General features: G+C 71.6%; 20 protein-coding genes and 1 pseudogene. 10 read left to right on the forward strand and 11 right to left on the reverse strand.

Going from position 1 to position 22,301, the window contains the following annotated elements:
- The first annotated feature begins 110 nt into the window (after positions 1–110).
- Together ACIRR9_RS14620 and ACIRR9_RS14625 are read left to right on the forward strand one after the other, a co-directional pair.
- Positions 111–290, forward strand: a complete 180-nt coding sequence (locus ACIRR9_RS14620) for a hypothetical protein (RefSeq protein ID WP_365336123.1) — start codon at positions 111–113, stop codon at positions 288–290.
- Between the two features lie 186 nt (positions 291–476).
- Positions 477–1,793 (forward strand): FG-GAP and VCBS repeat-containing protein, encoded by a 1,317-nt coding sequence (locus ACIRR9_RS14625; protein ID WP_403751135.1) that lies wholly within the window; start codon positions 477–479, stop codon positions 1,791–1,793.
- Positions 1,794–1,817: 24 nt separating this feature from the next.
- On the opposite strand, the gene ACIRR9_RS14630 is transcribed toward ACIRR9_RS14625, so the two are convergent.
- Positions 1,818–3,425: a fatty acid--CoA ligase family protein gene (locus tag ACIRR9_RS14630; protein ID WP_403751190.1), complete on the reverse strand. Its 1,608-nt coding sequence runs from the start codon at positions 3,423–3,425 to the stop codon at positions 1,818–1,820.
- A gap of 109 nt (positions 3,426–3,534) precedes the next feature.
- On the opposite strand from ACIRR9_RS14630, the gene ACIRR9_RS14635 reads away from it, so the two are divergent.
- The 3 genes from ACIRR9_RS14635 to ACIRR9_RS14645 are packed head-to-tail and all read left to right on the forward strand — an operon-like array spanning position 3,535 to position 5,901.
- A complete protein-coding gene (locus ACIRR9_RS14635; protein WP_403751137.1) occupies positions 3,535–4,716 on the forward strand; it encodes a lipid-transfer protein in 1,182 nt (393 codons plus the stop codon).
- Between the two features lies 1 nt (position 4,717).
- The gene (locus ACIRR9_RS14640) at positions 4,718–5,131 is read left to right on the forward strand and encodes an OB-fold domain-containing protein (protein WP_365336120.1); all 414 of its coding nucleotides are present in this window, start codon (positions 4,718–4,720) and stop codon (positions 5,129–5,131) included.
- On the forward strand, positions 5,128–5,901 hold the full coding sequence (locus tag ACIRR9_RS14645; RefSeq protein ID WP_403751139.1) for an enoyl-CoA hydratase/isomerase family protein: 774 nt from the start codon (positions 5,128–5,130) through the stop codon (positions 5,899–5,901). Before ACIRR9_RS14640 ends, ACIRR9_RS14645 begins: the two co-directional genes overlap by 4 nt.
- Before the next feature lie 134 nt (positions 5,902–6,035).
- Here the strand turns inward: ACIRR9_RS14645 and ACIRR9_RS14650 are convergent, their stop codons facing one another.
- A complete protein-coding gene (locus ACIRR9_RS14650) occupies positions 6,036–8,384 on the reverse strand; it encodes a PQQ-binding-like beta-propeller repeat protein (protein WP_403751141.1) in 2,349 nt (782 codons plus the stop codon).
- Between the two features lie 199 nt (positions 8,385–8,583).
- Positions 8,584–9,306 (reverse strand): VOC family protein, encoded by a 723-nt coding sequence (locus tag ACIRR9_RS14655; RefSeq protein WP_403751143.1) that lies wholly within the window; start codon positions 9,304–9,306, stop codon positions 8,584–8,586.
- A gap of 168 nt (positions 9,307–9,474) precedes the next feature.
- On the opposite strand from ACIRR9_RS14655, the gene ACIRR9_RS14660 reads away from it, so the two are divergent.
- Positions 9,475–10,122, forward strand: coding sequence for a TetR family transcriptional regulator (locus tag ACIRR9_RS14660; RefSeq protein WP_123976185.1), 648 nt, complete (start codon positions 9,475–9,477; stop codon positions 10,120–10,122).
- A gap of 153 nt (positions 10,123–10,275) precedes the next feature.
- Here ACIRR9_RS14660 and ACIRR9_RS14665 read toward each other — a convergent pair whose 3' ends face one another.
- Together ACIRR9_RS14665 and ACIRR9_RS14670 are read right to left on the reverse strand one after the other, a co-directional pair.
- Positions 10,276–10,746, reverse strand: a complete 471-nt coding sequence (locus tag ACIRR9_RS14665; RefSeq protein ID WP_365353046.1) for a nitroreductase family deazaflavin-dependent oxidoreductase — start codon at positions 10,744–10,746, stop codon at positions 10,276–10,278.
- Complete coding sequence (locus ACIRR9_RS14670) at positions 10,743–11,936, reverse strand: acyl-CoA dehydrogenase family protein (RefSeq protein ID WP_403751146.1); 1,194 nt, start codon at positions 11,934–11,936, stop codon at positions 10,743–10,745. The genes ACIRR9_RS14665 and ACIRR9_RS14670 overlap by 4 nt, the downstream gene beginning before the upstream one ends.
- Positions 11,937–12,035: 99 nt before the next feature.
- Here ACIRR9_RS14670 and ACIRR9_RS14675 point away from each other — a divergent pair, with 99 nt between their 5' ends.
- Together ACIRR9_RS14675 and ACIRR9_RS14680 are read left to right on the forward strand one after the other, a co-directional pair.
- Entirely contained in the window at positions 12,036–13,205 is a 1,170-nt protein-coding gene (locus ACIRR9_RS14675; protein ID WP_403751148.1) for a thiolase C-terminal domain-containing protein, read from the forward strand.
- Between the two features lie 180 nt (positions 13,206–13,385).
- Complete coding sequence (locus ACIRR9_RS14680) at positions 13,386–14,393, forward strand: expansin EXLX1 family cellulose-binding protein (RefSeq protein WP_403751150.1); 1,008 nt, start codon at positions 13,386–13,388, stop codon at positions 14,391–14,393.
- Between the two features lie 25 nt (positions 14,394–14,418).
- On the opposite strand, the gene ACIRR9_RS14685 is transcribed toward ACIRR9_RS14680, so the two are convergent.
- A complete protein-coding gene (locus ACIRR9_RS14685; RefSeq protein ID WP_403751152.1) occupies positions 14,419–14,901 on the reverse strand; it encodes a hypothetical protein in 483 nt (160 codons plus the stop codon).
- A gap of 183 nt (positions 14,902–15,084) precedes the next feature.
- Here ACIRR9_RS14685 and ACIRR9_RS14690 point away from each other — a divergent pair, with 183 nt between their 5' ends.
- Positions 15,085–15,762, forward strand: coding sequence for a pyridoxal 5'-phosphate synthase (locus tag ACIRR9_RS14690; RefSeq protein WP_403751154.1), 678 nt, complete (start codon positions 15,085–15,087; stop codon positions 15,760–15,762).
- Positions 15,763–15,772: 10 nt separating this feature from the next.
- Here the strand turns inward: ACIRR9_RS14690 and ACIRR9_RS14695 are convergent, their stop codons facing one another.
- The 5 genes and pseudogenes from ACIRR9_RS14695 to ACIRR9_RS14715 all read right to left on the reverse strand — a co-directional run bounded on the left by ACIRR9_RS14695 (position 15,773) and on the right by ACIRR9_RS14715 (position 20,252).
- Positions 15,773–16,540 carry a GNAT family N-acetyltransferase gene (locus tag ACIRR9_RS14695; RefSeq protein WP_403751156.1) on the reverse strand — a complete coding sequence of 256 codons (768 nt, stop codon included), beginning with the start codon at positions 16,538–16,540 and terminating at the stop codon, positions 15,773–15,775.
- Between the two features lie 292 nt (positions 16,541–16,832).
- Complete coding sequence (locus ACIRR9_RS14700) at positions 16,833–17,432, reverse strand: GNAT family N-acetyltransferase (RefSeq protein ID WP_403751158.1); 600 nt, start codon at positions 17,430–17,432, stop codon at positions 16,833–16,835.
- Positions 17,433–17,451: 19 nt separating this feature from the next.
- Positions 17,452–19,083: an IS200/IS605 family accessory protein TnpB-related protein gene (locus ACIRR9_RS14705; protein WP_403751160.1), complete on the reverse strand. Its 1,632-nt coding sequence runs from the start codon at positions 19,081–19,083 to the stop codon at positions 17,452–17,454.
- Positions 19,076–19,644 (reverse strand): annotated as a pseudogene (locus tag ACIRR9_RS14710) (IS607 family transposase). The gene ACIRR9_RS14705 and the pseudogene ACIRR9_RS14710 overlap by 8 nt, the downstream one beginning before the upstream one ends.
- Before the next feature lie 170 nt (positions 19,645–19,814).
- On the reverse strand, positions 19,815–20,252 hold the full coding sequence (locus ACIRR9_RS14715) for a Zn-ribbon domain-containing OB-fold protein (RefSeq protein WP_403751162.1): 438 nt from the start codon (positions 20,250–20,252) through the stop codon (positions 19,815–19,817).
- A 217-nt stretch (positions 20,253–20,469) separates the two neighbouring features.
- Here ACIRR9_RS14715 and ACIRR9_RS14720 point away from each other — a divergent pair, with 217 nt between their 5' ends.
- Complete coding sequence (locus ACIRR9_RS14720; RefSeq protein ID WP_403751192.1) at positions 20,470–22,059, forward strand: subtype B tannase; 1,590 nt, start codon at positions 20,470–20,472, stop codon at positions 22,057–22,059.
- Positions 22,060–22,301: the final 242 nt, after the last annotated feature.

Raw genomic sequence — 22,301 nt, forward strand, 5'->3', positions numbered from 1 at the left:
GCCAGACCCTTATGGTGATCCGGCCTCAAGATCCGTCCGGCGGCCCGCGGGGGAGTTGCCGGACGGATCTTGTCCATCCACCACGTCCAACACTGTCAGGGGAGCACCCGATGAGCGCCGAGAACACCAACGGCAACATCCACATCACCGACGAGCCGGCGGGCGACACGGTGACGCCGGCCAACATCCACATCACCGACGAGCCGCTCACTGACACCACGGCGGAGACCGTGACGGAGAGCGCCACGGTCACGCCGGCCAACATCCACATCACCGACGAGAAGGCCTGACGACGGAGCCTTCTCCACACGGGGACGGCCGCGGCGGCTCGGAGGGGGAGCCGTCGCGGCCGAGGTGCGTCAAGAGCACGGTTTCTGCCGATCCACGGCGGGAACCGTGCTCACCGCTCCGGCCGCCGTCTCCATAGCCTCGCGTCTTCGGGCAACCCAAGGCCCCTCCCGGCGGTCCGAGTTGGCATGAAGAGAGCTCTTGGCGCGGGTGCCGTTCTGCTTCTCCTGCTGTCGGCCTGCGGGTCGGGCGGGTCGGAGGAGAGACCGGCACGTCATCCGGGGGTCCGGTCCGACTTCGACGGGGACGGGTACGGCGATCTCGTGGTCGGTGACCCGACCGCGACCGTGAACGGGAAGTACGCCGCCGGATTCGCGGCCGTCCTGCGAGGTTCCGCACGCGGCCCGCGGACCGGGAAGCCGCAGGTCGTCACCCAGAACGATCTGGGGTTGGGCAAGGCGGGCGAAGGCGGCGGCTTCGGCAGCCCGGGCACGAGCGTGACCGCCGACCTCGACGGTGACGGGCGGGCCGACCTCGTCACCCAGGCGGGCCGGAACACGATCTTCGTCGTCTGGGGGAGCGACAAGGGGCTGACCGGTGCCACGGCCGCCCGGCTGTCGGGCTCGGCACCCCTCGCGGGCGATGTCGACGGCGACGGGCACACCGATCTCGTGGTCGGCATGGGCGTCGGCATGGGCAAGGACAACGCCGTACGGGTCCTGCTGGGCCCCTTCAGCCGCAAGGGCACACCGCGCCGTACCGTCCCTCTCGACCTGACGCCGAGCGACCCGCAGTACCCCGTCGGGGTGCCCGCCGCCCTGGGGGACGTCACGGGGGACGGCAAGGACGATCTCCTGGTCAGCTGGTCCATCCTGGCGGACTACGCGCCCGTCGCCCAGGCCACCGTCATCTACCGGGGCGCCGCAGGCGGGAAGCTGGTCAAGGGCCCGCGGCTGCCGGACGGCTTCTACGGTTCGACGCTCAGGACGGCGGACGTGAACCACGACGGTTACGCCGACGTCGTGGCGGGGCTGCCCTACGAGATGCTCGGCGATCCGATGGTCCCCAAGGGCGGCAGCCGGCTGATGGTCCTCTACGGCGGGACGCTGAAGACGTCACGCTTCACCGAGGAGACCGCGGGCCTGCCGGTGAAGGGGCCCTTCATGCCCCTCACGTTCGGCAGCGCGCCGGCGGTCGGGGACGTGGACGGCGACGGATACGCCGATGTGGCGTTCTCGGTCAGGCCCAGGACGGGGCCGGAGGAGGTCATCCTGCTGAGAGGGAGCGCCGGAGGGCTGACCACCGAGGGGGCGCGGTCCGTGCCCGGCGGCTCGGCCGAACTGCTCGACACCGACGGCCGCAGGCCGGCCGAGTTGGTGGTCACCGGCCAAGAGGGGATCGAGGTGTGGCGCGGCGGATCCCGGCTGGTCTCCTTCAAGGAGACCGACCTCGACCTCGGACCGGAGATATCGCGCGCGGGGAACGGCCTCTGGCTGGTCGGATGACGTGCTGAGGGGGCAGGCCGCACCCTAGCCCCGCCCCCTCAGTTCCCCCTTCACCACCTTCCCGCTCGCGTTCCTCGGCAGCTCCGCCACGAACTCGACGGTCCGCGGCACCTTGTAGTTCGCCATCTCGCGGCGGGCCCAGGCGATCAGGTCGTCCCCGGTGAGCACCGCGCCCGCCCTGCGCACCACGTACGCCTTGCCGACCTCGCCCAGCCGGCCGTCCGGTACGCCGATCACCGCCACGTCGGCGACCTCCGGGTGCAGGCCCAGGAGTTGCTCGATCTCCGCCGGGTAGGCGTTGAAGCCGCCGACGATGAACATGTCCTTCAGCCGGTCGGTGATCCGCAGGTTCCCGGCCCGGTCCAGGACGCCGACGTCCCCGGTGCGCAGCCAGCCGTCCGCCGTGAGCGTCTCGGCCGTCGCCGCCGCGTCCTCGTAGTAGCCGCGCATCACGTTGAAGCCGCGGACCAGCACCTCACCCGCCTCGTCCACGCGCACCTCCGTGCCGGGTATCGCCCGGCCCGACGTGGACGCGATCACCGTCGGGTCGTCGCCCCGCCGGCACATGGTCACGATCCCGCTCGCCTCGGAGAGGCCGTACGCCGTCAGGACCGTCTCGACGCCGAGTTCGCCGCGCAGGCGTTCCACCAGCTGCAGGGGTACGACCGCCGCGCCCGTCACCACCAGCCTCAGCGCCGAAAGGTCATGCGCATCGCGCGCCGCGTGGTCGAGGAGCGACTGGTGGAGGGTCGGGGGGCCGGGCAGCACCGACACCCGTTCCGACGCCACGTTCGCCAGGACCGTCTCCACGTTGAAGACCGGCTGCGGGATCATCGTCGCCCCGCGCATCAGGCAGGCGATCACCCCGGCCTTGTAGCCGAACGTGTGGAAGAAGGGGTTCACGATCAGATAGCGGTCGTCGGTGCGCAGGCCCGCCAGGTCGGCCCAGACCTCGTAGCCGCGCAGGGTCTGCGCGTGGGTGATCATCGCGCCCTTGGGGCGGCCCGTCGTGCCGGAGGTGAAGATGATGTCCGACAGGCACGAGCCGTCCAACTCACCGGACCGCGCCCGGACTTCCGCGGCCTCCACCCCCTCACCTCCCGCCAGGAAGTCCTTCCAGGTGCGGAAGTCCACCGGCGCGTCCTCCGACAGCACCACCACCTGCTCCAGCGCCGGCAGCCCCGGAAGCGGACCCGCGAAGGCCCTCGCCGAGGCCCCCGCAGAGGTCTCCGCCGAGGTCTCCGCAGAGGCTCCCTCCCCCGCCGCCCTGCGCAGCGACGCCACATACGACGTCCCCAGGAACGTCCCCGTCACGAACAGCAGCCGCGCCCCGCTCCGGCGCAGCACGTCCGCCGCCTCCGTCCCCTTGAAGCGGGTGTTCAGCGGGACCAGTACCCCGCCCGCCGACACCGCGCCCAGCGCCGCGACGATCCACTCCAGGGAGTTCGGCGCCCAGATCCCCACCCGGTCGCCCGTCTCGACGCCGGAGGCGATGCAGGCGGCCGCCGCCCGCTCCACCCGGGCGCCCAGCTCCGCGTACGTGATCCGGGTGCGGCCGTCCACCACCGCCTCGACGTCCGCGTACCGCTCCGCCGCCGACCGCACCAGCCCCGGAACGGTCCCCCACTCCATGTCACCGCGCACAACCGACCTCCCCGGACGCATAGCTGACTGACCGTCAGATTAGCTGTAGCCTGACGGCCTGTCAGCAGACCGCGAGAGCCGTGGAGGTGCGGGCACCATGACCGATCGCAGAGGTCTCCATGGCGTCAATGGCCTGAAGGACGCCACCGCCGTCGTCGGGATCGGCCAGACCGCCTTCGCCAAACGGCTCGACGAGGACGAGAAGACCCTCGCCTGCCGTGCCGTCCTCGCCGCCCTCGACGACGCCGGCATCGCCCCGGGCGAGGTCGACGCGCTCGCCTCCTTCACCATGGAGGAGACCGACGAGGTGGAGCTGGCCAAGGCGGTCGGCTTCGGCGACCTGACCTTTTTCAGCAAGGTGGGGTACGGGGGCGGCGGCTCCTGCGCGACCGTCGCGCACCTCGCCGCAGCGATAGCGAGCGGCCAGGCCTCCGTCGGGGTCGCCTGGCGGTCACGCAAGCGCGGCTCCGGACCCCGCCCCTGGACCAACACCACCGTCCAGCTCCCCACCCCCGCCCAGTGGACCCGCCCCTTCGGCCTGCTCCGGCCGGCCGACGAGATCGCCATGCTCACCCGCCGCTACATGCACGAGTACGGCGCCACCCGCGACCACCTCTTCAACGTCGCCCTCGCCTGCCGCAACCGCGCCAACCAGAACCCCGCCGCCGTCATGTACGACCGCCCCCTCACCCGCGAGATGTACATGACCTCCCGGTGGATCAGCGAGCCCCTCTGCCTCTTCGACAACTGCCTGGAGACGGACGGGGCGCTGGCCTGCGTGATCGTCTCCCGCGAACGGGCCCGGGACTGCGCCAAGACCCCCGTCTACGTCCACTCCGCCGCCCAGGGCCTCCCCGCCCAGCACCACGGCATGGTCAACTACTGGAACGACGACCCCCTCACCGGCCCCGCCTGGACCGCCGCCCGCCACCTCTGGAAGCACGCCGACATCACCCCGGAGGACGTCGACGTCGCCCAGATCTACGACGCCTTCACCGCCCTCATACCGCTCTCCCTGGAGGGCTACGGCTTCTGCGGGAGGGGGGAAGGCGGGGCGTTCACCGAGGGGGGCGCCCTGGAGATCGGCGGGCGGCTGCCCGTGAACACCGGGGGCGGGGGGCTCAGCGAGGCCTACGTGCACGGCTTCAACCTCATCACCGAAGGCGTCAAGCAGCTGCGCGGCACCAGTACCGCCCAGGTGCCCGGCGCCGCCACCTGCCTGGTCACCGCCGGCGAGGGCGTGCCGACCTCCGCCCTCCTCCTCACCAACCGGAGCTGAGATGCTGCGACCGGCCATCGACACCGACGGCGCCCCCTTCTGGGAGTACGCGGCCCGCGGCGAGCTCCGCGTCCAGGCCTGCGCCGACTGCCACGAGCCCCGCTTCCCGCCCCGCCCGTGCTGCCCGCACTGCCAGTCGTTCGCGAGCGAGTGGCGGCCGACGAACGGACGCGGCCGTATCTGGTCGTACGTCGTCCCGCACCCGCCGCTGCTCCCCGAGTACGCGGCGCAGGCGCCGTACAACGTCGTGGTCGTGGAACTCGACGACGCACCCCGGGTACGGATCGTGGGGAACGTGGTCAGCGAGGCCGGGGCGCCGCTCGACTCTCTCCCCCCGCAGCGGATCCGGATCGGCGCCCGGGTCCAGGCGGTCTTCGCGGACGGCGTCCCGCAGTGGGTCTTGGAGCGGCCGTGACCCTGCGACTCACCACCGACAAGGAGACCGGGGTCGCGGTCCTCACCCTCGACCGGCCGGAGAAGCTGAACTCCATCGACCTCACCACCGCCGCCGAACTCACCGGCACCTGGCGGGCGTTGCGGTTCGACGACGCGGTACGGGCGGTCGTCCTCACCGGGGCCGGCGGGCGTGCCTTCAGCACCGGGCTGGACCGGGACGCGGTCGTACCGCAGCCCTCGTCCCCGTACAGCCAGGACGATCCGCTGCTCGCGATCGGGCCGAAGACGAACGACCTGTGGAAGCCGGTGATCGCCGCCGTGGCCGGGATGGCCTGCGGGGGCGCGTTCTATCTGCTGGGCGAGTGCGACTTCGTGATCGCCGACGAGACCGCCGCGTTCTTCGACCCGCACACCTCCTACGGCATGGTCAGCGCCTACGAGTCCGTGCTGCTGGCGCAGCGGATGCCGTACGGGGAGGTGGCCCGGATGGTGCTGATGGGCAACGCGGAGCGGATGGGTGCGCGCAGGGCGTACGAGGTGGGGCTGGTGTCGGAAGTGACCGGCGCCGGGCGGGCACTGGAGGCGGCGGTGCGCTGCGCGAGCGTGATCGCCGGGTATCCGACCGAGGGGGTGCAGGGGAGCGTACGGGCGCTGTGGGCGGCGAAGGAGGCGGCGCGGGAGCGGGGGTTCGCCCAGGCACCGCACCTGATCGCCCTGGGCAACCTGCCCGCCGACCGGCAGACAGACCTCTTCCGCGACCGGCCCCGGACCTCGCCCCGCATCCGCTGAATCACCGCGTGGCGGCCCGGGTCACCCCGGCGTACCGTTCGCTGTGGGAGCCGACTCCCACCCCGAGCGACGGCCGCCGTGCACAACCCTTCCGTGCGACGGCCGTCCCGGGGATGCCGCTCAACCTCCCGCACTCACGCCGTGCGCGCCGTCCCCGTCCCCTTCTCCGCGTCCAGTGCGTACACGCAGCGGTCCTTGCTGCACGCGTACACCACGCCGTCCTTCACCACCGGCGACCCGGTGATCTCCCCGCCGGTCGCCAGCTTCCAGCGCAGCCGGCCGTCGTCGGCCTTCAGCGTGTACAGGAGGTGGTCGGTGGAGCCGAAGTGGATACGGCCCTCGGCCACCGCCGGGGCGCCGACGACGTCGCCGCCCGCCTGGAAGCGCCACTTGGGGGTGCCGGTGACCGCGTCCAGGGTGTAGAGGCCCTTGCCGCTGCCGACGTGGACATGGCCCGCGGCGACCAGCACCGGCTCGATCGAGGCGCGGGCCTCGGTCGCGATGCGCCAGCGGTCGCGGCCGTCGGTGGCGTCGAGGGCGTAGACCGTGCCGAGATAGTCGGCGAGGTAGATGCCGCCGCCGGTGACCGCGGGGCCGGGTACGAAGGTCGGCGGGGAGAGGAAGACTGCGGGGGCCTCGAAGTGCCAGCGGACGCGGCCCGTGGCGGTGTCGAGGGCGATGACGCGGGTGCCCGCGGAGGCGTACACGAAGCCGTCGTCGGCGTGGGTGAGGCGGACCGGGACCCCGCCGCAGGAGGCGGCGTCGCCGATGGGGTACGACCAGCGTTCGTCTCCGGTACGGGCGTCCAGGGCGCGCAGCCTCGCGTCCTGCCAGACGTAGACCGTGCCGTCGTACAGGGAGGGCCCGGACTCGGGGGCCTCGAAGTCGGTCTGGGCGCCGGACAGCTCCCAGAGTTTCTGCCCGTTGGAGGACTCCCAGGCCTGGACTCCGCCGCCCCGGGTGCCGGTGACGAGGGTGCCGCGGTCGGCCTTGAGGGAGTACACCCAGGCGTCGGTGGACAGCCGCCACAGGTCGCCGCCCTCGCGGGCCTCCAGGGCGAACAGGGTGGGGCCGTCGGAGGCGTGGACACGGCCGTCGGCGACCGCCATGGACCAGGCGACGTCGCGGGTCTTGAAGCGGCGGCGGCCGGTGGCCACGTCCAGGGCGTGCACCTCGAAGGAGGTGACGTAGACGAGGTCGCCCTCGACGGACGGGGTGCCCCAGACGTCGTTGGACATCCGGAACCGCCAGGGGCGCCAGCCGGACGCCGTCTCCGGCAGCTGGGCGGGGACCGCCGGTACGGCGGGGTCCGCGCCGTTGACTCCGGGGTGCGGGCGGGACCAGCTGGCCACCAGGCCGGCCTCGGGCGGCGGCATCCTGACGGCGGCGGCGCGGGTGTCGGAGACCCGCGGGCCGGGGCCGATGGGCACCTGGGCGCCGGCCAGGCGCACCGGGCCGGTGTCGGGGGAAGGGCCGCCGACCGGGACCGGGGCGGGGATCGCGGGGTCGTAGGAGGGCGGCGCGGGGAGCATCGGGCGGCCGCCGCTGCGGCCGCCGGACGGGGTCGCGGAGGGCTTCACGGCCGGGCGGCCGCCGCGGCGGGACTCGATCAGCCCGACCGCCTTCTCGGGCAGCCAGGCGGACGCCGTACCGCTGTCGTCGGAGCCGGAGCCGAAGAGGTGGGGCGCCAGCTGGGCCTGGAGGTCGGCCGGGTTGGGGCGGGCGGTGGCCTCCATCTGCATGCAGGACTCGATGAGCGGGCGCAGCTCGTCGGGGAGGCCTTCGAGGTCCGGGCCCTCGCGGAGCAGCATGAAGACGGTCTCGACCGGGTTGGCGCCGTGGAAGGGCGGGTGGCCGGTGGCGGCGAAGACGAGCATGGAGCCGAGGGAGAAGACGTCGCTGGCGCCGGTGACGCTGCGGGAGTCCTTGGCCTGCTCGGGGGACATGTAGGCGGGGGTGCCGACCGCGACGTTCGTCATGGTCAGGCGGGTGTTCGAGACACCGGAGGCGATGCCGAAGTCGATGACCCGGGGGCCGTCCTCGACGACGAGGACGTTGGACGGCTTGAGGTCGCGGTGGACCAGTCCGGCGCCGTGGATCGACTGGAGCGCCTCGGCGACGCCCGCCGCGAGCCAGCGGACCGCCTGGGCCGGGAGCGGCCCGCAGTCGTTCACTATCTCTTCCAGGGAGGGCGCGGGGACGTACGCGGTGGCGAGCCACGGCACCGCGGCGCGCGGGTCGGCGTCGACGACGGCCGCCGTGTAGAAGCCGGAGACCGCGCGGGCCGCCTCCACCTCGCGGGTGAAGCGGACCCGGAACAGCTGGTCCTCGGCGAGCTCGGTCCGGACCGTCTTGATCGCCACGCGCCGGCCGGACGCCGAGCGCGCCAGATAGACCAGCCCCATGCCGCCGGCCCCCAGCCGTCCCAGCACCTCGAACGGCCCGATCCGGCGCGGATCGTGCTGCGTCAGCTGATCCACCACTTGCCTGCCACCTCCCCGTACGGGCCACGTCCACCCACATATGTACGCGACCCCGTGCAGCGTCTCACCACCGCACCGCCATGGCGGCACGCACCCTGATTCTTCCTGGCCCGGGCACAGGTTGCGAACCCGGCGACCAATCGGGGTGTCTCATGACAAAATGAGACATTTAGCAACTGAGTGCCGAATTTTTGTGACCTCAGCGTTGCAGCAGCGCGAAGGACGCCCCTTGATTGTCGGTCACGACGGCGACTTTTCCGTACGACGTGCTGAAGGGCGGCGCCTGCACCCGGCCGCCCAGCTGCTGCACGGCCCCGACCGCGGCCTCCACGTCCCCGGTGCGGAAGTGGACGACGAACTGGGACGGCATCCCGGCCGCGAACACCTCGGTCACGGGGGCGCGGCCGAAGGTCGGGGCGGCACCGGCGCCGAACAGGGCATCGGTGAAGAGCTGCGAGTAGAAGACGTTGGCCGCGTCGGTGTCGCTGGTGTAGAGCTGCGCCCAGGCGAAGGTGCCGGGGGCGTGCCGGACCCCGAAGCCGCGGCGGGCGGCGGCCTGCCAGAGGCCGAAGACGGCGCCCTGCGGGTCGGTGACCTGGGCGGCGGTGCCGAGGTCGCGGACGGGCACGGGTTCCAGCAGCACATGGCCGCCGGCCGCGATGATCCGCCGGGTGAAGGCGTACACGTCGGGGGTCGCGAAGTACACCGTCCACACGGTGGGCATCCGGCCGTCCGTCTTGCGCCCCAGCCCGGCGACGTCCGCGCCGCCCAGGCGGGCCAGCGCGGAGCCGCCGTCGGTGTCCTCGAAGGTCCACCCGAAGAGCTCACCGTAGAACCGCTTGCCCGCCTCGACGTCGGGAAGCTGCACGTCCACCCAGCACGGGACGCCCTCCCGGTATTCGGATGCCCTGTTTTCGGCCATGTCGTCAAAGTAACCGCCCGGCCCGCACCCCGCAGACCGGCCGCACCCCGACGGAGTGACCGGCGCTTTCGCCGCCGTTTCCCATCCGGGCAGCGGCTCCGCACATTCGTGCACCCCATTTGCAGTCGGCCGAATCGCGCTCCGATCACCCCTCGGTAAGCTGACGGCATGACAGGACAAGTGCGTACCGTCGACGGCCGCGTGGCCGGCCGGCGTGGGCAGGCGACCCGGCAGAAGCTGCTCGACTGCCTCAGCGAGATGCTCAGCTCCTCCCCTTACCGGGACGTCAAGGTCATCGATGTCGCCCGGAAAGCGGGGACTTCGCCCGCGACCTTCTATCAGTACTTCCCGGACGTCGAGGGCGCCGTCCTGGAGATCGCCGAGCAAATGGCCACCGAGGGAGGCCAGTTGACGGAACTGGTCGCCGGGCGCTCCTGGGTCGGCAAGGCCGGCTGGGCGACCGCGCAGGAACTCGTGGACGGATTCCTGGAGTTCTGGCGCAAGAACGACGCGATCCTGCGCGTGGTCGACCTGGGGGCCGCCGAGGGGGACAAACGGTTCTACAAGATCCGTATGAAGATCCTGAACTCGGTGAACAACTCCCTGACCGATTCCATCGCGGAGTTGCAGTCCAAGGGCAAGGTCGACAAGGACGTGCACCCGGCGGCCGTGGCCGGTTCGCTGGTCGCGATGCTCGCGGCCGTCGCCGCGCACCAGAAGGGTTTCCAGACCTGGGGCGTGAAGCAGGCCGAACTCAAGCCGAACCTCGCGCTGTTGGTGCACCTGGGCGTGACCGGGAAGAAGCCCACGAAGTAACCCGCGCCCCGGGTCCTGTCTGGCAGGCGGTGGTTCACCCGAGGTGGGCCACCGCCTGTCGCGCTATGCCCGCCCGCGCCATGTCTGCATGCGCCATGCCTGCCTGCGCCATGCCTGCCTGCGCCATGCCCGCCTGCGCCATGCCCGCCTGCGCTATGCCTGCCTGCGGGTGAGCCGGAAGACCCGCAGCTCCCGCGCCACCCGTTCCTGGTACGCCGCGTACGGCGGCCAGAACGTCAGCAGCTCCCGCCAGGCGGCCGCCCGCTCCTCCCCCTCCAGCAGCCGGGCGGCGACCGGGACGTCCCGCCCCTTCCAGCTGATCTCGGCGTCGGGATGCCTGAGGAGGTTGTACGTCCAGGCGGGATGGTCGTCCCTGCCGAAGTTGGACCCGACGAGGAACCAGCCGTCGTCCTGGGGCATGCACGCGAGCGGGGTACGCCGGGGCTGCCCGCTGCGCGCCCCCGTGGACGTCAGGATCACCCCGGGCAGCATCTGGGCGCTGAGCAGCACCCTGCCCCGGCTGAGCCGGTGGACGGCCCGGTCCAGGGCCGGGACGACATGCGGGGCGACCTTCGCGAACCCCCGGGTGGCGGAGACCCGCTGCACCAGCCGTTCGCCGATCACACCCTCACCTCCGCCCGCTCGAACAGTCCTGCCGTGGCGGCCGCGTGGCCACGCAGCCGGTGCACGGGCCCGAACAGCAACTCGTCCCCGGCCGCGCGCTTGAAGTACAGATGCGCCTCGTGCTCCCAGGTGAAACCTATCCCGCCGTGCAACTGGATCCCCTCCCCGGCGGCGGTCCGCAGCGCCTCCAGCGCCTGCGCGAGCGCCAGACCGCCCGCCCTCTCCCCCTGAGCGGTCGCCCAGGCCGCGTAGTAGGCGGCCGACCTGGCCGCCCGTACCGCCACATACACATCGGCCAGCCGGTGCTTGACGGCCTGGAAGGACCCGATGGCCCGCCCGAACTGCTCACGCTGCTTCACGTACTCCACGGTCCGCTCCAGCGCCCGGTCGGCGGCCCCCACCGCTTCGCCCGCGAGCACGGCGGCGACGGAGTCGCCGAGGGAGGCGAGCGCCGGACGGATGTCGGTGTCCTCGTCCGTCCCGAGCAACTCGGCGTGCACATCACGCAGTTGTACCCGAGCCTGGCTCCGGGTGGCGTCGAGGGCGGTCCGCCGGGTCCGTACCACCCCGGCCGCGTCCCCCGCCACCAGGAAGAGCAGGACGCGCGAGCGGGCGTACCCCCCGGTGTGCGCCGGGACGAGCAGCAGTCCGGCGCTGTGCCCGTCGAGCACCTGGTCGGCCTCCCCGTACAGCCGCCATCCGCCCCCCTGCCCCGTGCGCCGGGCCTGGATGCCCCCGGCCCGGCCGCCGCCGGCCCAGTCGCCGCCGTCCGTCGCGGTGAGGGCGAGCGCGGCGCCGAGCCGGGTGCCGGGGACGGCGAGGGCGGCGGTGAGGCCGCCGGCCGCGATCCTCGGGAGCAGCTCGGCGCGCTGGGCGTCGGTACCGAGGGCGCGGAGCAGCGGGGCGGCGAGGACGGCGGTGGCCAGGAAGGGGGTGGGGGCCAGGGCGCGCCCCAACTCCTCCGCCGCCAGAGCCACTTCCGTGCCGGAACAGCCGACCCCGCCGTACGCCTCGGGGAGCGCGAGCCCGGGCAGGCCCAGTTGTTCGCTCAGGGCGGTCCAGAGGCCGGGGTCATGGCCCTCCGCCCGGCCGACGGCGGCCCGTACGTCCTCCGGACCGCAGCGCTTGTGGAGCAGTTCACGCAGGGCGCGCCGGATCTCGTCCTGCTCGTCGGTGAAGCGGGCGTCCATGACCGGACCTCCTGACGATCTGACGGCCCGTCATGCTAGGGGTGCCGGACGCAGATGCACAGGGGCGGAGTGGGGCAGATCTGATGTACCGTCAGATTCATGACTGGACCCCGCAAGGTCGCCGTGGTCGGCGTGGCCCTGTCCGACTGCGGCCGGGTGGACGAGGCCACCCCCTACGCCCTGCACGCCCAGGCGGCCCGCCGTGCGCTGGCCGACGCGGGCCTCGGCCGGGAGGTGGTGGACGGCTTCGCGTCGGCGGGCCTCGGCACGCTGGCCCCGGTGGAGGTGGCCGAGTACCTGGGCCTGCGCCCCACCTGGGTGGACTCCACCTCCGTAGGCGGCTCCACCTGGGAGGTCATGGCGGCGCACGCGGCGGACGCGATAGCGGCGGGCCACGCGAACGCGGTCCTGCTGGTGTACGGCTCGACGGCCCGTGCCGACGTCAAGGCCGGGCGGCGGACGGGGAACCTGTCCTTCGGCTCCCGGGGCCCCCTCCAGTTCGAGGTCCCCTACGGCCACACCCTCATCGCCAAGTACGCGATGGCGGCCCGCCGCCACATGATCGAACACGGCACGGCGATCGAGCAGTTGGCGGAGGTGGCGGTCCAGGCGCGGGCGAACGCGGCGCTGAACCCGGAGGCGATGTTCCGCACCCCGATCACGGTCGACGAGGTCCTGTCCGGCCCGATGATCGCCGACCCCTTCACCAAACTCCACTGCTGCATCCGCTCGGACGGCGGCGCGGCGGTGCTGCTGGCGGCCGAGGAGTACGTACGGGACTGCGACACCTCCCCGGTGTGGGTGCTTGGCGCGGGCGAGTGCGTGTCCCACGCGACGATGTCGGAGTGGGCGGACTTCACGGTCTCCCCGGCGGCGGTGAGCGGACGACTGGCGTTCCGGCGGGCCGGGGTCACCGCCGCCGACATCGACTTCGCGGAGATCTACGACGCGTTCACCTACATGACGCTGGTGACGCTGGAGGACCTGGGGTTCTGCGCCAAGGGCGAGGGCGGGGCGTTCGTGGAGAAGGGCCGGCTGCGGGTCGAGGGCGGCGAGCTGCCGGTGAACACGGACGGGGGCGGGCTGTCGGCCCAGCACCCCGGGATGCGGGGCCTGTTCCTCCTGGTTGAGGCGGTACGGCAGTTGCGCGGCGAGGCCGGTGACCGGCAGGTGCGGCGGGCGGACGGGGGGCTGCCGGAGCTGGGGGTGGCGTCGGGGACGGGGGGCTGGTTCTGCTCGTCGGGGACGGTGGTGCTGGGGCGGGGGTGACCCGAGTTCCGTACGGTTGACGGAAATCGGGGTGCCGGCGGCAACCTCCCGGGCTTCGGCGGCGACTGCCGTACCGGAAGCTTTCGACGTTCAGACGTTCAGAACTTCGTCGCAGATCTGCGTAGTTCAGAAGGAGACGTTCGAAGGACGTGCACCGCCGAACCGCGTAAGGATCCCTCCGTGGCCTCCTCCTCTCATCGCCGTCGCTCGCAGCCGGACCGGGAGTTCCAATGGCGCCCGGTCCGCGGGCCGTTGTTCGCGGTCGCCGCCGTGGCCGCCGTCGCCCTGATCGTGACCCTGGTCGTGGCCTTCCGCCCCGGCGGCTCGTCCGACACCGGGTCGGGCCGGGCCGTGGCCGCGTCGTCCTCCTCGTCCTCGTCCTCGTCCGAAGCCGGGCCGAGCGGGACGGCGACGGACTCGGCATCGCCGACACCGTCGAAGCCCTCGTCGACGGCACCGAAGCCCACGGCGAGCAGGCCCGGCCGGGCGTCGGCGTCCGCGACCCCGTCGGCCGCCTCCCCCGCCCGCCGGGCGGCGAGCGGCACCGCAGGCACCTCGACCACCACGGCCCCCGCGGCCGGCCGGATCCGTCCCGGGGCGACGTACGACGGGGTCGCCACCTCCTACGACGTCGGCAACGGCGACGGCGCCTGCTCGTTCGGCCCGACCGACGACGTCATGACCGCTGCGATGAACACCGCGGACTACGAGACCGCCAAGGCCTGCGGGGCGTACATCTCCGTACACGCGGGCGGCAAGTCCATCACCGTACGGATCACCAACGAGTGCCCGGCGCCCTGCACGGTCGGCCAGCTCGACCTCAGCCGACAGGCGTTCGCGAAGCTCGCGCCCCTGTCGGCGGGCCGGATCTCGATCACCTGGAGCCTGCTGAGCCCGGCGACCTCCGACACGATCTCGATCCGCTACAAGACCGGTTCGACCCAGTACTGGTGCGGTATCCAGGCGATCGGCCACCGCAACCCGCTGGCCAGGCTGGAGGTCCGTACGAGCGGCGGCTGGCTGGCACTGACCCGCACCGGGTACAACTACTTCCTCTCCGAGCAGGGCACCGGCTGCGGAAGCGAGATCCGGCTCACCGACGTCTACGGCGAGCAGCTCACCGTGCCCGCGCTCGCGGTACGCCCCGACGTGGTCCAGCAGACCGGCCTCCAGTTCACCCGCCACTGACCGGACAGCAGGAAATAACCGGGGGCTAGTCGCGTACGGGCACGATCCGGTGGCCGCGGCGGGGCTTGGGGGCGTCCAGGATCGTGACGCCGACATGGTTGCGGCTGCGCAGCCACGCTGTGGGGGCCATGGCGAAGCCCACGAAGACGGCGACCACGCTGACCGGGAAGAGGACCGGCAGGGACTGCCCCTCGGGCAGGGTCTTGCCGCCCTCCTGGAAGGCGTAGCCGAGGGCGGCGACGAACACGACGAGGGAGATCGCCGACACGACCGCCCAGATGTTCCGCACCCGCCGGGTCCGCGTATGGTCGCTGACCTCGGCGAGGATCGACGCCGCACAGACAGGGCACTCCAGTTCGACACTGTGCCGTCCCTCGGCGGGCCGTTTGAGCTGGAACTGGCCGGAGGCCCAGGTGACGGTACGGGTCCGGGGCGTGACGACACCGCCCTTGACCACATCGCTGAGTATGTGGCGGACGGCCACTTTCACGGTCCTCTGCGCGTTCATGTCCCCTCCGCCGTCGTTCGACCCGGACAGTCTGGGGGCAGCGCACGTGAGTTCGCAGCGGTTTGCATCACTTCGCCGCCCACCTGTGGCGAGGGCCACGGCGAGATGCCGCCGTACCCGGCCGGGCCGCGTGACGGGTGTCCGTGATGGGTGTCGCGGAGCCGCCCACGTGATACTCGCCCCATGGCAGCAACGGATCTCCACGCACTCATCGGGCAGCTCCGGGTCTGGGCCCCCGGAGCGACGGAGCTACGGCCCTTCGACCCGGCGACGGCGCCCGCGGCCCCGCTCTCCCTCTTCACCACCTGGTTCGCGGAGACGGTGGCGGCGGGGCAGGCGGAGCCGCACACCATGTCGCTGGCGACGACGGACGAGGAGGGCCGGGCGGACGTCCGGATCGTGATGCTGCACGGCGCGGACGCGGCCGGCTGGTCCTTCGGCACGCATGTGACCAGCCGCAAGGGCCACGAGCTGAGCGCCCGCCCGTACGCGGCGCTGGCCTTCTACTGGCCGGTGCTGGGCCGCCAGGTCCGGCTCCGCGGCCCGGTCACCGCGGCCCCCTCGCAGGAGAGCCAGGCGGATCTGCACGCCCGCTCCACGGGCGCCCTGGCGGCCGCGCTCACGGGCCTGCAGAGCGGAGTCCTGCCCTCGCTGGAGGAGCTGCGGGAGGCGTCCGAGGCGGCCTGGGAACGGGCCCGCGCCGACCCGGCCGCCCCCTCCCCGACCTGGACCCTCTACCGGCTGCGCCCGCAGGAGGTGGAGTTCTTCCAGGGCGACCCGGAACGACGGCACGTACGGCTGCGGTACGTCGCGGACGGCGGCGCGGACGCCGGCTGGCGCAGGGAACTGCTCTGGCCGTGAGGGCCGACCCTCAGAGCCACCGCTCCTCGAATTCATACTCCGCCCAGTCGGCCACCTCCCGGTATCCGATGCGCTGGTACAGGGCGTTGCTCGTCGGGTTGGCGAGGTCCGTGAAGAGGAGCAGCTCGCCGACCCCTGCCGCCAGCGCCACCCGGCTGACCTGCGCCGTCACCGCACCGGCGTAACCGCGGCCGCGCAGTTCCGGCGGGGTGTAGACGGGTGCGATCCGGGCCTGGCCGCCGACCGTCGGGGTGACGCCGGCCATGGAGACGGGGGTGCCGTCGGGGGCCTCCCAGAGGGTGACACCGCCGTACGAGAGCCGGAAGTCGGCCCAGTCCCCGCCGTCCCGGCCGCCGTGCAGGCCCGCGTCCTCGACGAACCCGCCGTACCAGCGGACCAGCAGCTCCCGGTCCGTCTCCCCCGCGATCCTCGCCCGGCCCTCCGGCATCGGCGACGGGTCCGTCAACTCGGCCAGCCGATACAACCGTTGGCGCTCGCCGAGCCGCGCGGGGACCCCGGTCCGCCGCTCCCACGCCGCGACGAACGCCTCCGCCGTGGCCCGCTCGGCGGCGAAGCCGGGAACGGTGTGACCGAGGTCGAGGAGAGCGGTGACCAGCGCCTCGGTCTCGTCGGCCGTGAGCGCAGTGGTGCGCAGGGAGAACGGCGGGGTGTGCAGCAGCGCGGCGCCCACGCTGCCGTCCTCCCGGACCAGGTGGCCGAGGAGCGGGGGCGCGTCGCCGTAGGCCCGTGGCCCCCTCCGCCGCAACTGCTCCGTCACCGTCAGATGAACGGTGTGCAGGTCGGGGCGCGAGTGGAGGAAGTCCCTGGAGTGGGCGAGGAATTGACCGACGTCGGAGGTGAAGCGCCAGCCGGATGCTTGCGTTTCGGGTGCGTTCGTTTCGGGTGCGTTCGTTTCGGGTGCGGGCGTATCGGATGCGTTCGTTTCGGGTGCGGGCGTATCGGATGCGTTCGTTTCGGGTGCGTTCGTTTCGGGTGCGGGCGTATCGGATGCGTTCGTTTCGGGTGCCATGGTCGATGTTCCCGTCCGGCCGCCCGGCCCGGCACCCGAATTAGGCCTGCGCGGCGGTTCTGGGGTCCGTCGCGAGGCGGGCGTGCAGGTGTACGTCCCGGAAGGCGTCCTGGCGGCCCGCCTCGAACATCGCGCCGCGCAGCGTCCCCTCGTAGGCGAAACCACACGTCCCGGCTATCCGGCAGGACGCCTCATGGCCGAGGGCGTGCCCCAACTCCAGGCGGTGGAGTTCCAGTTCGGCGAAGGCCCAGTCCGTCGCCAGGGCCAGGGCACGGGTCGCGACCCGGCGGCCGCGTGCCTCGGGCAGTGTCCAGTAGCCGACCCGGGCCGTCCGGAACGTCCGGTCGATCATGTTGATACCGACGTGGCCGAGGGTCGCGCCGCTCTCCGCGTCCGTGATGCGGAACGGCTCACACGTGCTGTCCGCCGCTTGCCTGCGCAGCACGTCGCGGGCGCCCGCGAGGTCGGTCACCGGGGTGAGCGGGGTGTTCCAGCGGCGGAAGTCCGGGTCGCTACGGGCCCGCAGCCACGCCTCGACCTGCGCCCCCGCGTCGGGGTCCCAGCGGTCGAGGCGCAGACCGTGACCGTGCGGGGTGGCGGCGGGGCCGGGAGCGGCGGGCTGTTCGTCGGTGAAGGCCATGTCTTCATTGAAACCGTTCCTAATCAGTGAGCAGGAGTGAGTCTTGGACCCATTCCTGGTCACTGCGGACGTCCCGAACGGTTTTGGATGTCCTGGTCGCCCGCGTTCGCTCCGCGTCCGGCGGCACGGATCGTGTCCGTGGTCCGGGAATGCGGGGGCGGGTCTCCACACGCCCAGGAGCACGCCGGTCGGCCTGGACGGTCCGGTGCCCCTGTTCATCACTCCGGTGAGCAGGGGGCGGTGTCGTCCGTCGCCGGATCGAGTGCCCTTGGGCGCGTCGTCCGATCGCGATGCCCGCGGCATCGTGACGGGTGGTCTTACGGTTCTTGCTGGTGAGGGGCTTTTGCCAGTACTGGGCGCCCCACCGGCTGGTGTAGGCCGGGTCGACGGCGACGATGCTGATGCCGGTGGCATCGGCCATCGAGGTCAGGCGGGCGCGTAGTCTACCGGTGGGCATACCGGAGATCAGTTGCCTAAAGCGCTTGTTACGGCCATGTTTCTCGCGGGTCTTCTCCGCGCCGAAGTCGAGGTCTTCGATCGCGATGGCGGCGACGCCGCAGGTCCTGGCCCAGTTCAGCAGCCGGGACAGGGCATGCCGGACTTGGGCGTCACGATGAGCCGCCGATCCACTGAGGCTGTAAGGGAAGCGGCGGGGCTGCCCGATCGGGTTGCCGTGCACGTCCAGCCGCCATGCGGCGAGGTGATCGGCGTTGGTGTCCACACCGATCACACCGTGGGCGAGCGCGGTCTGGATCGGGATCGTTTTCGAAGCCGGGCGCTGCCAGGAAGCTGTCAGATACCAGCGCCCACGGGTCACGTCGTAGTGGATGCGGTAGGCGACGGCCCGGTTGGCTTCGATCCGGTCGGCCCACTCGGTGCCCCGGTGCGGAAAACGCACCTTTGCGGCGAGGACGTACCGGCCATGCCCGGCGTTGGCCAGAGCGGCGAGCGGAGCGGGCAGCTTGACACTGATCTCACCGTCGGGAGTGATGCGGATCGTCTCGTTGCCGTATCGCTTCCCGGACTCGCCGTCAGCGGTGAGGAACCAGCGTTCTGCTTCCCAGTGTTCACGCCATTCGGTCTCGGTCAGCTGGGTGTTCTGCAGATTGTGCCGGTTGCGTGCGAGGCGTTTCCCGCCCCTCACCACATGCACACGCCCGGCTTCACGATCAGCCCGAACATCGGTGAGCCGCTCTTGAAGCAGGTGCAGTCGGCGGGTCTTGGCGAACCATTCCCCCTTGCTGCGGTAGCCGCCCGGAGCCCGCTTGGTTCCCTTCTCCCCGACCGGGAGAGACAGACGGTGCGTGATCGTCCCGATGCCCGCTTCGAGACTCTTCAGATGCGCCGTCTGCCCGCGCCGGGCCAGTGCCCACTGATCATGTGACGCTTTGGTGATCGCACCGGCCCACCGCGAGGACGACACCGCCGTCAGCTCCCGCTTTCGCACCGACCACGTGTCGGCGGAATGCTCCAGGCCCTGCGCGCACCGCGTCTTGAGATCCTTCGACGCCAGCGAGCCCAGATGCGCGCCGACCAGACGCAACACCTTTTCGTCCCCGGGTACGAGGCCCTTGAGACGGTCGCGGATCGCCACGCCCGAAGGTCCCAGAGCGACGAACGGCGCATCGATCGTACGCAGCGAGTCAGCCATGCTCAGCTGCCTCGAGCGCCTTGCGAGCTCGGTTCTTCGCCGAGCGGCGGCCGTACAAGCGCGCACAGAAGGAGGTCAGAACCTCCACCATGTCCCGCACGAGGTCGTCTTCTACCTCGCCGTCGTCCAGCACTGCCAGACGCCGGCGGACAGTGCGGCCTCAACGAGTTCGATGTTCATCCTGCCGAGACGGTCTCTGTGCTCCACCACCAGGCACGTCACTGCAGGATCGGCCAGCAGCCGTTGCGCCTTTGACCGGGAACCGTTCATGCCCGAGCCGATCTCCGACTCCACACGGACGACGCGGTGACCAGCCGCCGCAGCCCAACGGGTCAGCCGGGCGACCTGACGTTCCAGATCAGCCTTCTGGTCACGGGAAGAGACGCGGGCATACAGGCCGATCCCACAGGCCGCCTCCGGTGTGGCACCGGCCTCGATATTCACCAGGATCGTGCGTGGACCGACCCGCTGAGCCGGTACCGGCAGCGTCCCCGCACGGAACCAGCGATACGCGGTCTGCGGATGCACACCCTGCGTCCTCGCCCACTCCGTCAGATTCACACTCTGACAACGACACTCACTCATACGTGGTTACGCTCACTTACCCGACTTCGAGGGCCAGCAGTTGAAGACCCCTGCACTCGCGCCGCCGGGCGGCGGGCGCCAGGCGGCGACCCAGGAGGTTTCCTTGGCCTGGCCCGGCGGGTTTCCCTTGCGCGGCCCGGCCGGCCTCAGTGCGCCGGCGTCGACGCCGGGCGGAACACCGGTGCTCCCTCCCGGAAGGCGACCTCCAGTTCCAGTCCGGCGCGCAGGGTCTCCGGCTCCGCGGACACCACCTCCGTCATCATGCGCGGGCCCTCCGCCAGGTCGACCACGGCGGGCACGTACGGGACGCGGTCGCCGAAGGGCGGGAGGTCGTTGCGGTGGACGACGGACCAGGTGTAGAGGGTCGCGCGGCCGGTCGCGAGCTCCCAGGTGACGTCCTCGCTCCAGCAGTGCGGGCAGAACTCCCGCGGGTAGTGGTGGGCCCGGCCGCAGGAGCGGCAGCGGCGCAGCAGGAGCCGGCCCTCGGCCGCCGCGTCCCAGTAAGGGCGGGTGAAGGCGTCCGGTTCGGGGCGGTCGTATCGCGGGGGCGCGCTGCGTATCCCGTCGGAACTCGTCGCATCCATGATCTGACGTTACGTCAGATCCTGAAGCGCGGCCCAGCCCTGGATGGGCAAAACCTGTGCGTTTCCGGTGGTCCTGTGGGTCCCCCATGAGATCCCGGCAGATTGTTGACGATTTTGTCGGCGCTCACCTACGTTCGCAAGCGCAAGGCCAAGGAGCCCGAAGGACGAAAGGCAGAGCACGGTGAAGCACAAGTCGGTGAAGCGGAGGACGGTCGTCATGGGCATCGGCGCCGCGGCCGGTGTCGCGGCGGTCGGCGGTGTCGCCCTCAGCGCACAGGCGTCGAGCAACTCCTCCTCGTCCTCGGGCTCCCTGACGTTCGACCCGGACGGGTACTCGAAGCTGACGAAGACGATCACGGACGCCGAGGGCACCGAGCACGAGGTGACCTACCACTTCTGGAAGGCGATCACCTACGTCGCCGACCCGGTGGACGCGACCTACCAGTCCCTGATCGTCAGCGCCCCGGTCGAGATCGACGGCAAGACGGTCGACCCGACGGACGCCCCGATCCTGCTCGCCAACTCCATCGGCGGCTACATGCCGTCCTCCGTCGCGGACGCCACCGAGGTCGGCGGCGGCGGTTCGGCCATGGGCGGCGGCGCGGCCCCCAGCGGTGCGGCGCCCAGCTCCGCCACGAGCGCGGCCCCGGGCGCCAACGGCAACACCAACGCCACCGGCGGCGCCACCTCCAGCAACCAGCTCCTCGCGCTCGCCGCCGGGTACGTGGTGATCGAGCCCGGCGCCCGCGGCCGTACCCTCAAGAACTCCGGCGGCGAGTACTACGGCACCGCCCCCGCCGCGATCGTCGACCTCAAGGCGGCCGTCCGGTACATCAGGGCCAACAAGGGCCTGATCCCCGGCGACACCGAGCGGATCGTCTCCGCCGGTACGAGCGCCGGTGGCGCCCTGTCCTCGCTGCTCGGCGCGTCCGGCGACAGCCCGATCTACGACAAGTACCTCAAGGAGCTCGGCGCGGCCGACTCCTCCGACGCGATCTTCGCGGTCGGCGCCTGGTGCCCGATCACCGATCTGGAGCACGCCGACGGCGCCTACGAGTGGAACTGGGGCACCAACGACCTCTCCACCGGCAAGCAGGTCGACCAGTCCGTGTCCAAGGACCTGAAGGCGCAGTTCGCCGAGTACCAGGCGGGCCTGAAGCTGCGCGGCCTGGACGGCTTCGGCCCGCTGACCGCCCGCAACTACGACGACTACCTGGTCGAGCAGTACCTGCAGCCGTCGGCCACCAGGTACCTGACCGACCTGTCGGACTCGGACCGCGCGACGTATCTCGCCGCCAACACCTTCACCACCTGGTCCGCCGGCAGGGCCACCTTCACCTGGGACGACTTCCTCACCCACGTCGGCGCCCGCAAGAAGGACACCCCGGCCTTCGACGCCTTCGACCTGTCGGCCGGCGAGAACAACGAGTTCGGCGCGGGCACGACCGAGAACCGGCACTTCACGGCGTACGGCGCGAAGAACGACACCACCGGGCTCGGCAGCAGGCGGGTCGCCGCGGACATCCCCGCGAAGCTGAACCTGATGAACCCGATGTACCACCTGGTCGAGAAGGTCAACGACCACCGCTCCAGGCACTGGTGGATCCGCCTCGGCACCAACGACTCGGACACCTCGCACGTCATCTCCGCCAACCTGGCCGCCCGCCTGGACGACCTCGGCGACGACGTGAACCACCTCTACTACTGGGACCAGGGCCACGGCGCCAACACCGACCCCGGCGACTTCATCACCTGGATCGCCGAGGTGACGGGCCATGGCAAGGGCAAGAAGGGCAAGCGGAATTAACAGCCCGCTGCAGAACCAATAGGCCTCAGCGGAAGTAAGAAGCTCTCACAATCGCGATGGCGTTAACAAAGCCGCGATAGCCTCCCCGAACGCGGTGTCCCTTTCCCGTCTGTCTAAGGGGCGCCGCCACCCGCGCCGTCCGCGCCCACCCCGGGGGCGCCCGACCAAGACCCACACGCATCGACTCCCCGGGTGAACAAACCGCAACCCACTACGGTGTTGGACGAGAACCCAAAACCTGT

Origin of the sequence: Streptomyces sp. NPDC101234 (genome assembly GCF_044767525.1) — a bacterium.
In the GTDB taxonomy this organism is placed as follows: Bacteria; Actinomycetota; Actinomycetes; order Streptomycetales; family Streptomycetaceae; genus Streptomyces; species Streptomyces sasae.

What these genes read in the sequence shown, in the direction of transcription:
- ACIRR9_RS14620 (WP_365336123.1), top strand. Translation starts at nt 111, where the DNA reads ATGAGCGCCGAGAACACCAACGGCAACATCCACATCACCGACGAGCCG.
- ACIRR9_RS14625 (WP_403751135.1), top strand. Translation starts at nt 477, where the DNA reads ATGAAGAGAGCTCTTGGCGCGGGTGCCGTTCTGCTTCTCCTGCTGTCG.
- ACIRR9_RS14630 (WP_403751190.1), bottom strand. Translation starts at nt 3,425, where the DNA reads ATGGAGTGGGGGACCGTTCCGGGGCTGGTGCGGTCGGCGGCGGAGCGG.
- ACIRR9_RS14635 (WP_403751137.1), top strand. Translation starts at nt 3,535, where the DNA reads ATGACCGATCGCAGAGGTCTCCATGGCGTCAATGGCCTGAAGGACGCC.
- ACIRR9_RS14640 (WP_365336120.1), top strand. Translation starts at nt 4,718, where the DNA reads ATGCTGCGACCGGCCATCGACACCGACGGCGCCCCCTTCTGGGAGTAC.
- ACIRR9_RS14655 (WP_403751143.1), bottom strand. Translation starts at nt 9,306, where the DNA reads ATGGCCGAAAACAGGGCATCCGAATACCGGGAGGGCGTCCCGTGCTGG.
- ACIRR9_RS14660 (WP_123976185.1), top strand. Translation starts at nt 9,475, where the DNA reads ATGACAGGACAAGTGCGTACCGTCGACGGCCGCGTGGCCGGCCGGCGT.
- ACIRR9_RS14670 (WP_403751146.1), bottom strand. Translation starts at nt 11,936, where the DNA reads ATGGACGCCCGCTTCACCGACGAGCAGGACGAGATCCGGCGCGCCCTG.
- ACIRR9_RS14675 (WP_403751148.1), top strand. Translation starts at nt 12,036, where the DNA reads ATGACTGGACCCCGCAAGGTCGCCGTGGTCGGCGTGGCCCTGTCCGAC.
- ACIRR9_RS14685 (WP_403751152.1), bottom strand. Translation starts at nt 14,901, where the DNA reads ATGAACGCGCAGAGGACCGTGAAAGTGGCCGTCCGCCACATACTCAGC.
- ACIRR9_RS14690 (WP_403751154.1), top strand. Translation starts at nt 15,085, where the DNA reads ATGGCAGCAACGGATCTCCACGCACTCATCGGGCAGCTCCGGGTCTGG.
- ACIRR9_RS14700 (WP_403751158.1), bottom strand. Translation starts at nt 17,432, where the DNA reads ATGGCCTTCACCGACGAACAGCCCGCCGCTCCCGGCCCCGCCGCCACC.
- ACIRR9_RS14705 (WP_403751160.1), bottom strand. Translation starts at nt 19,083, where the DNA reads ATGGCTGACTCGCTGCGTACGATCGATGCGCCGTTCGTCGCTCTGGGA.
- ACIRR9_RS14715 (WP_403751162.1), bottom strand. Translation starts at nt 20,252, where the DNA reads ATGGATGCGACGAGTTCCGACGGGATACGCAGCGCGCCCCCGCGATAC.
- ACIRR9_RS14720 (WP_403751192.1), top strand. Translation starts at nt 20,470, where the DNA reads ATGGGCATCGGCGCCGCGGCCGGTGTCGCGGCGGTCGGCGGTGTCGCC.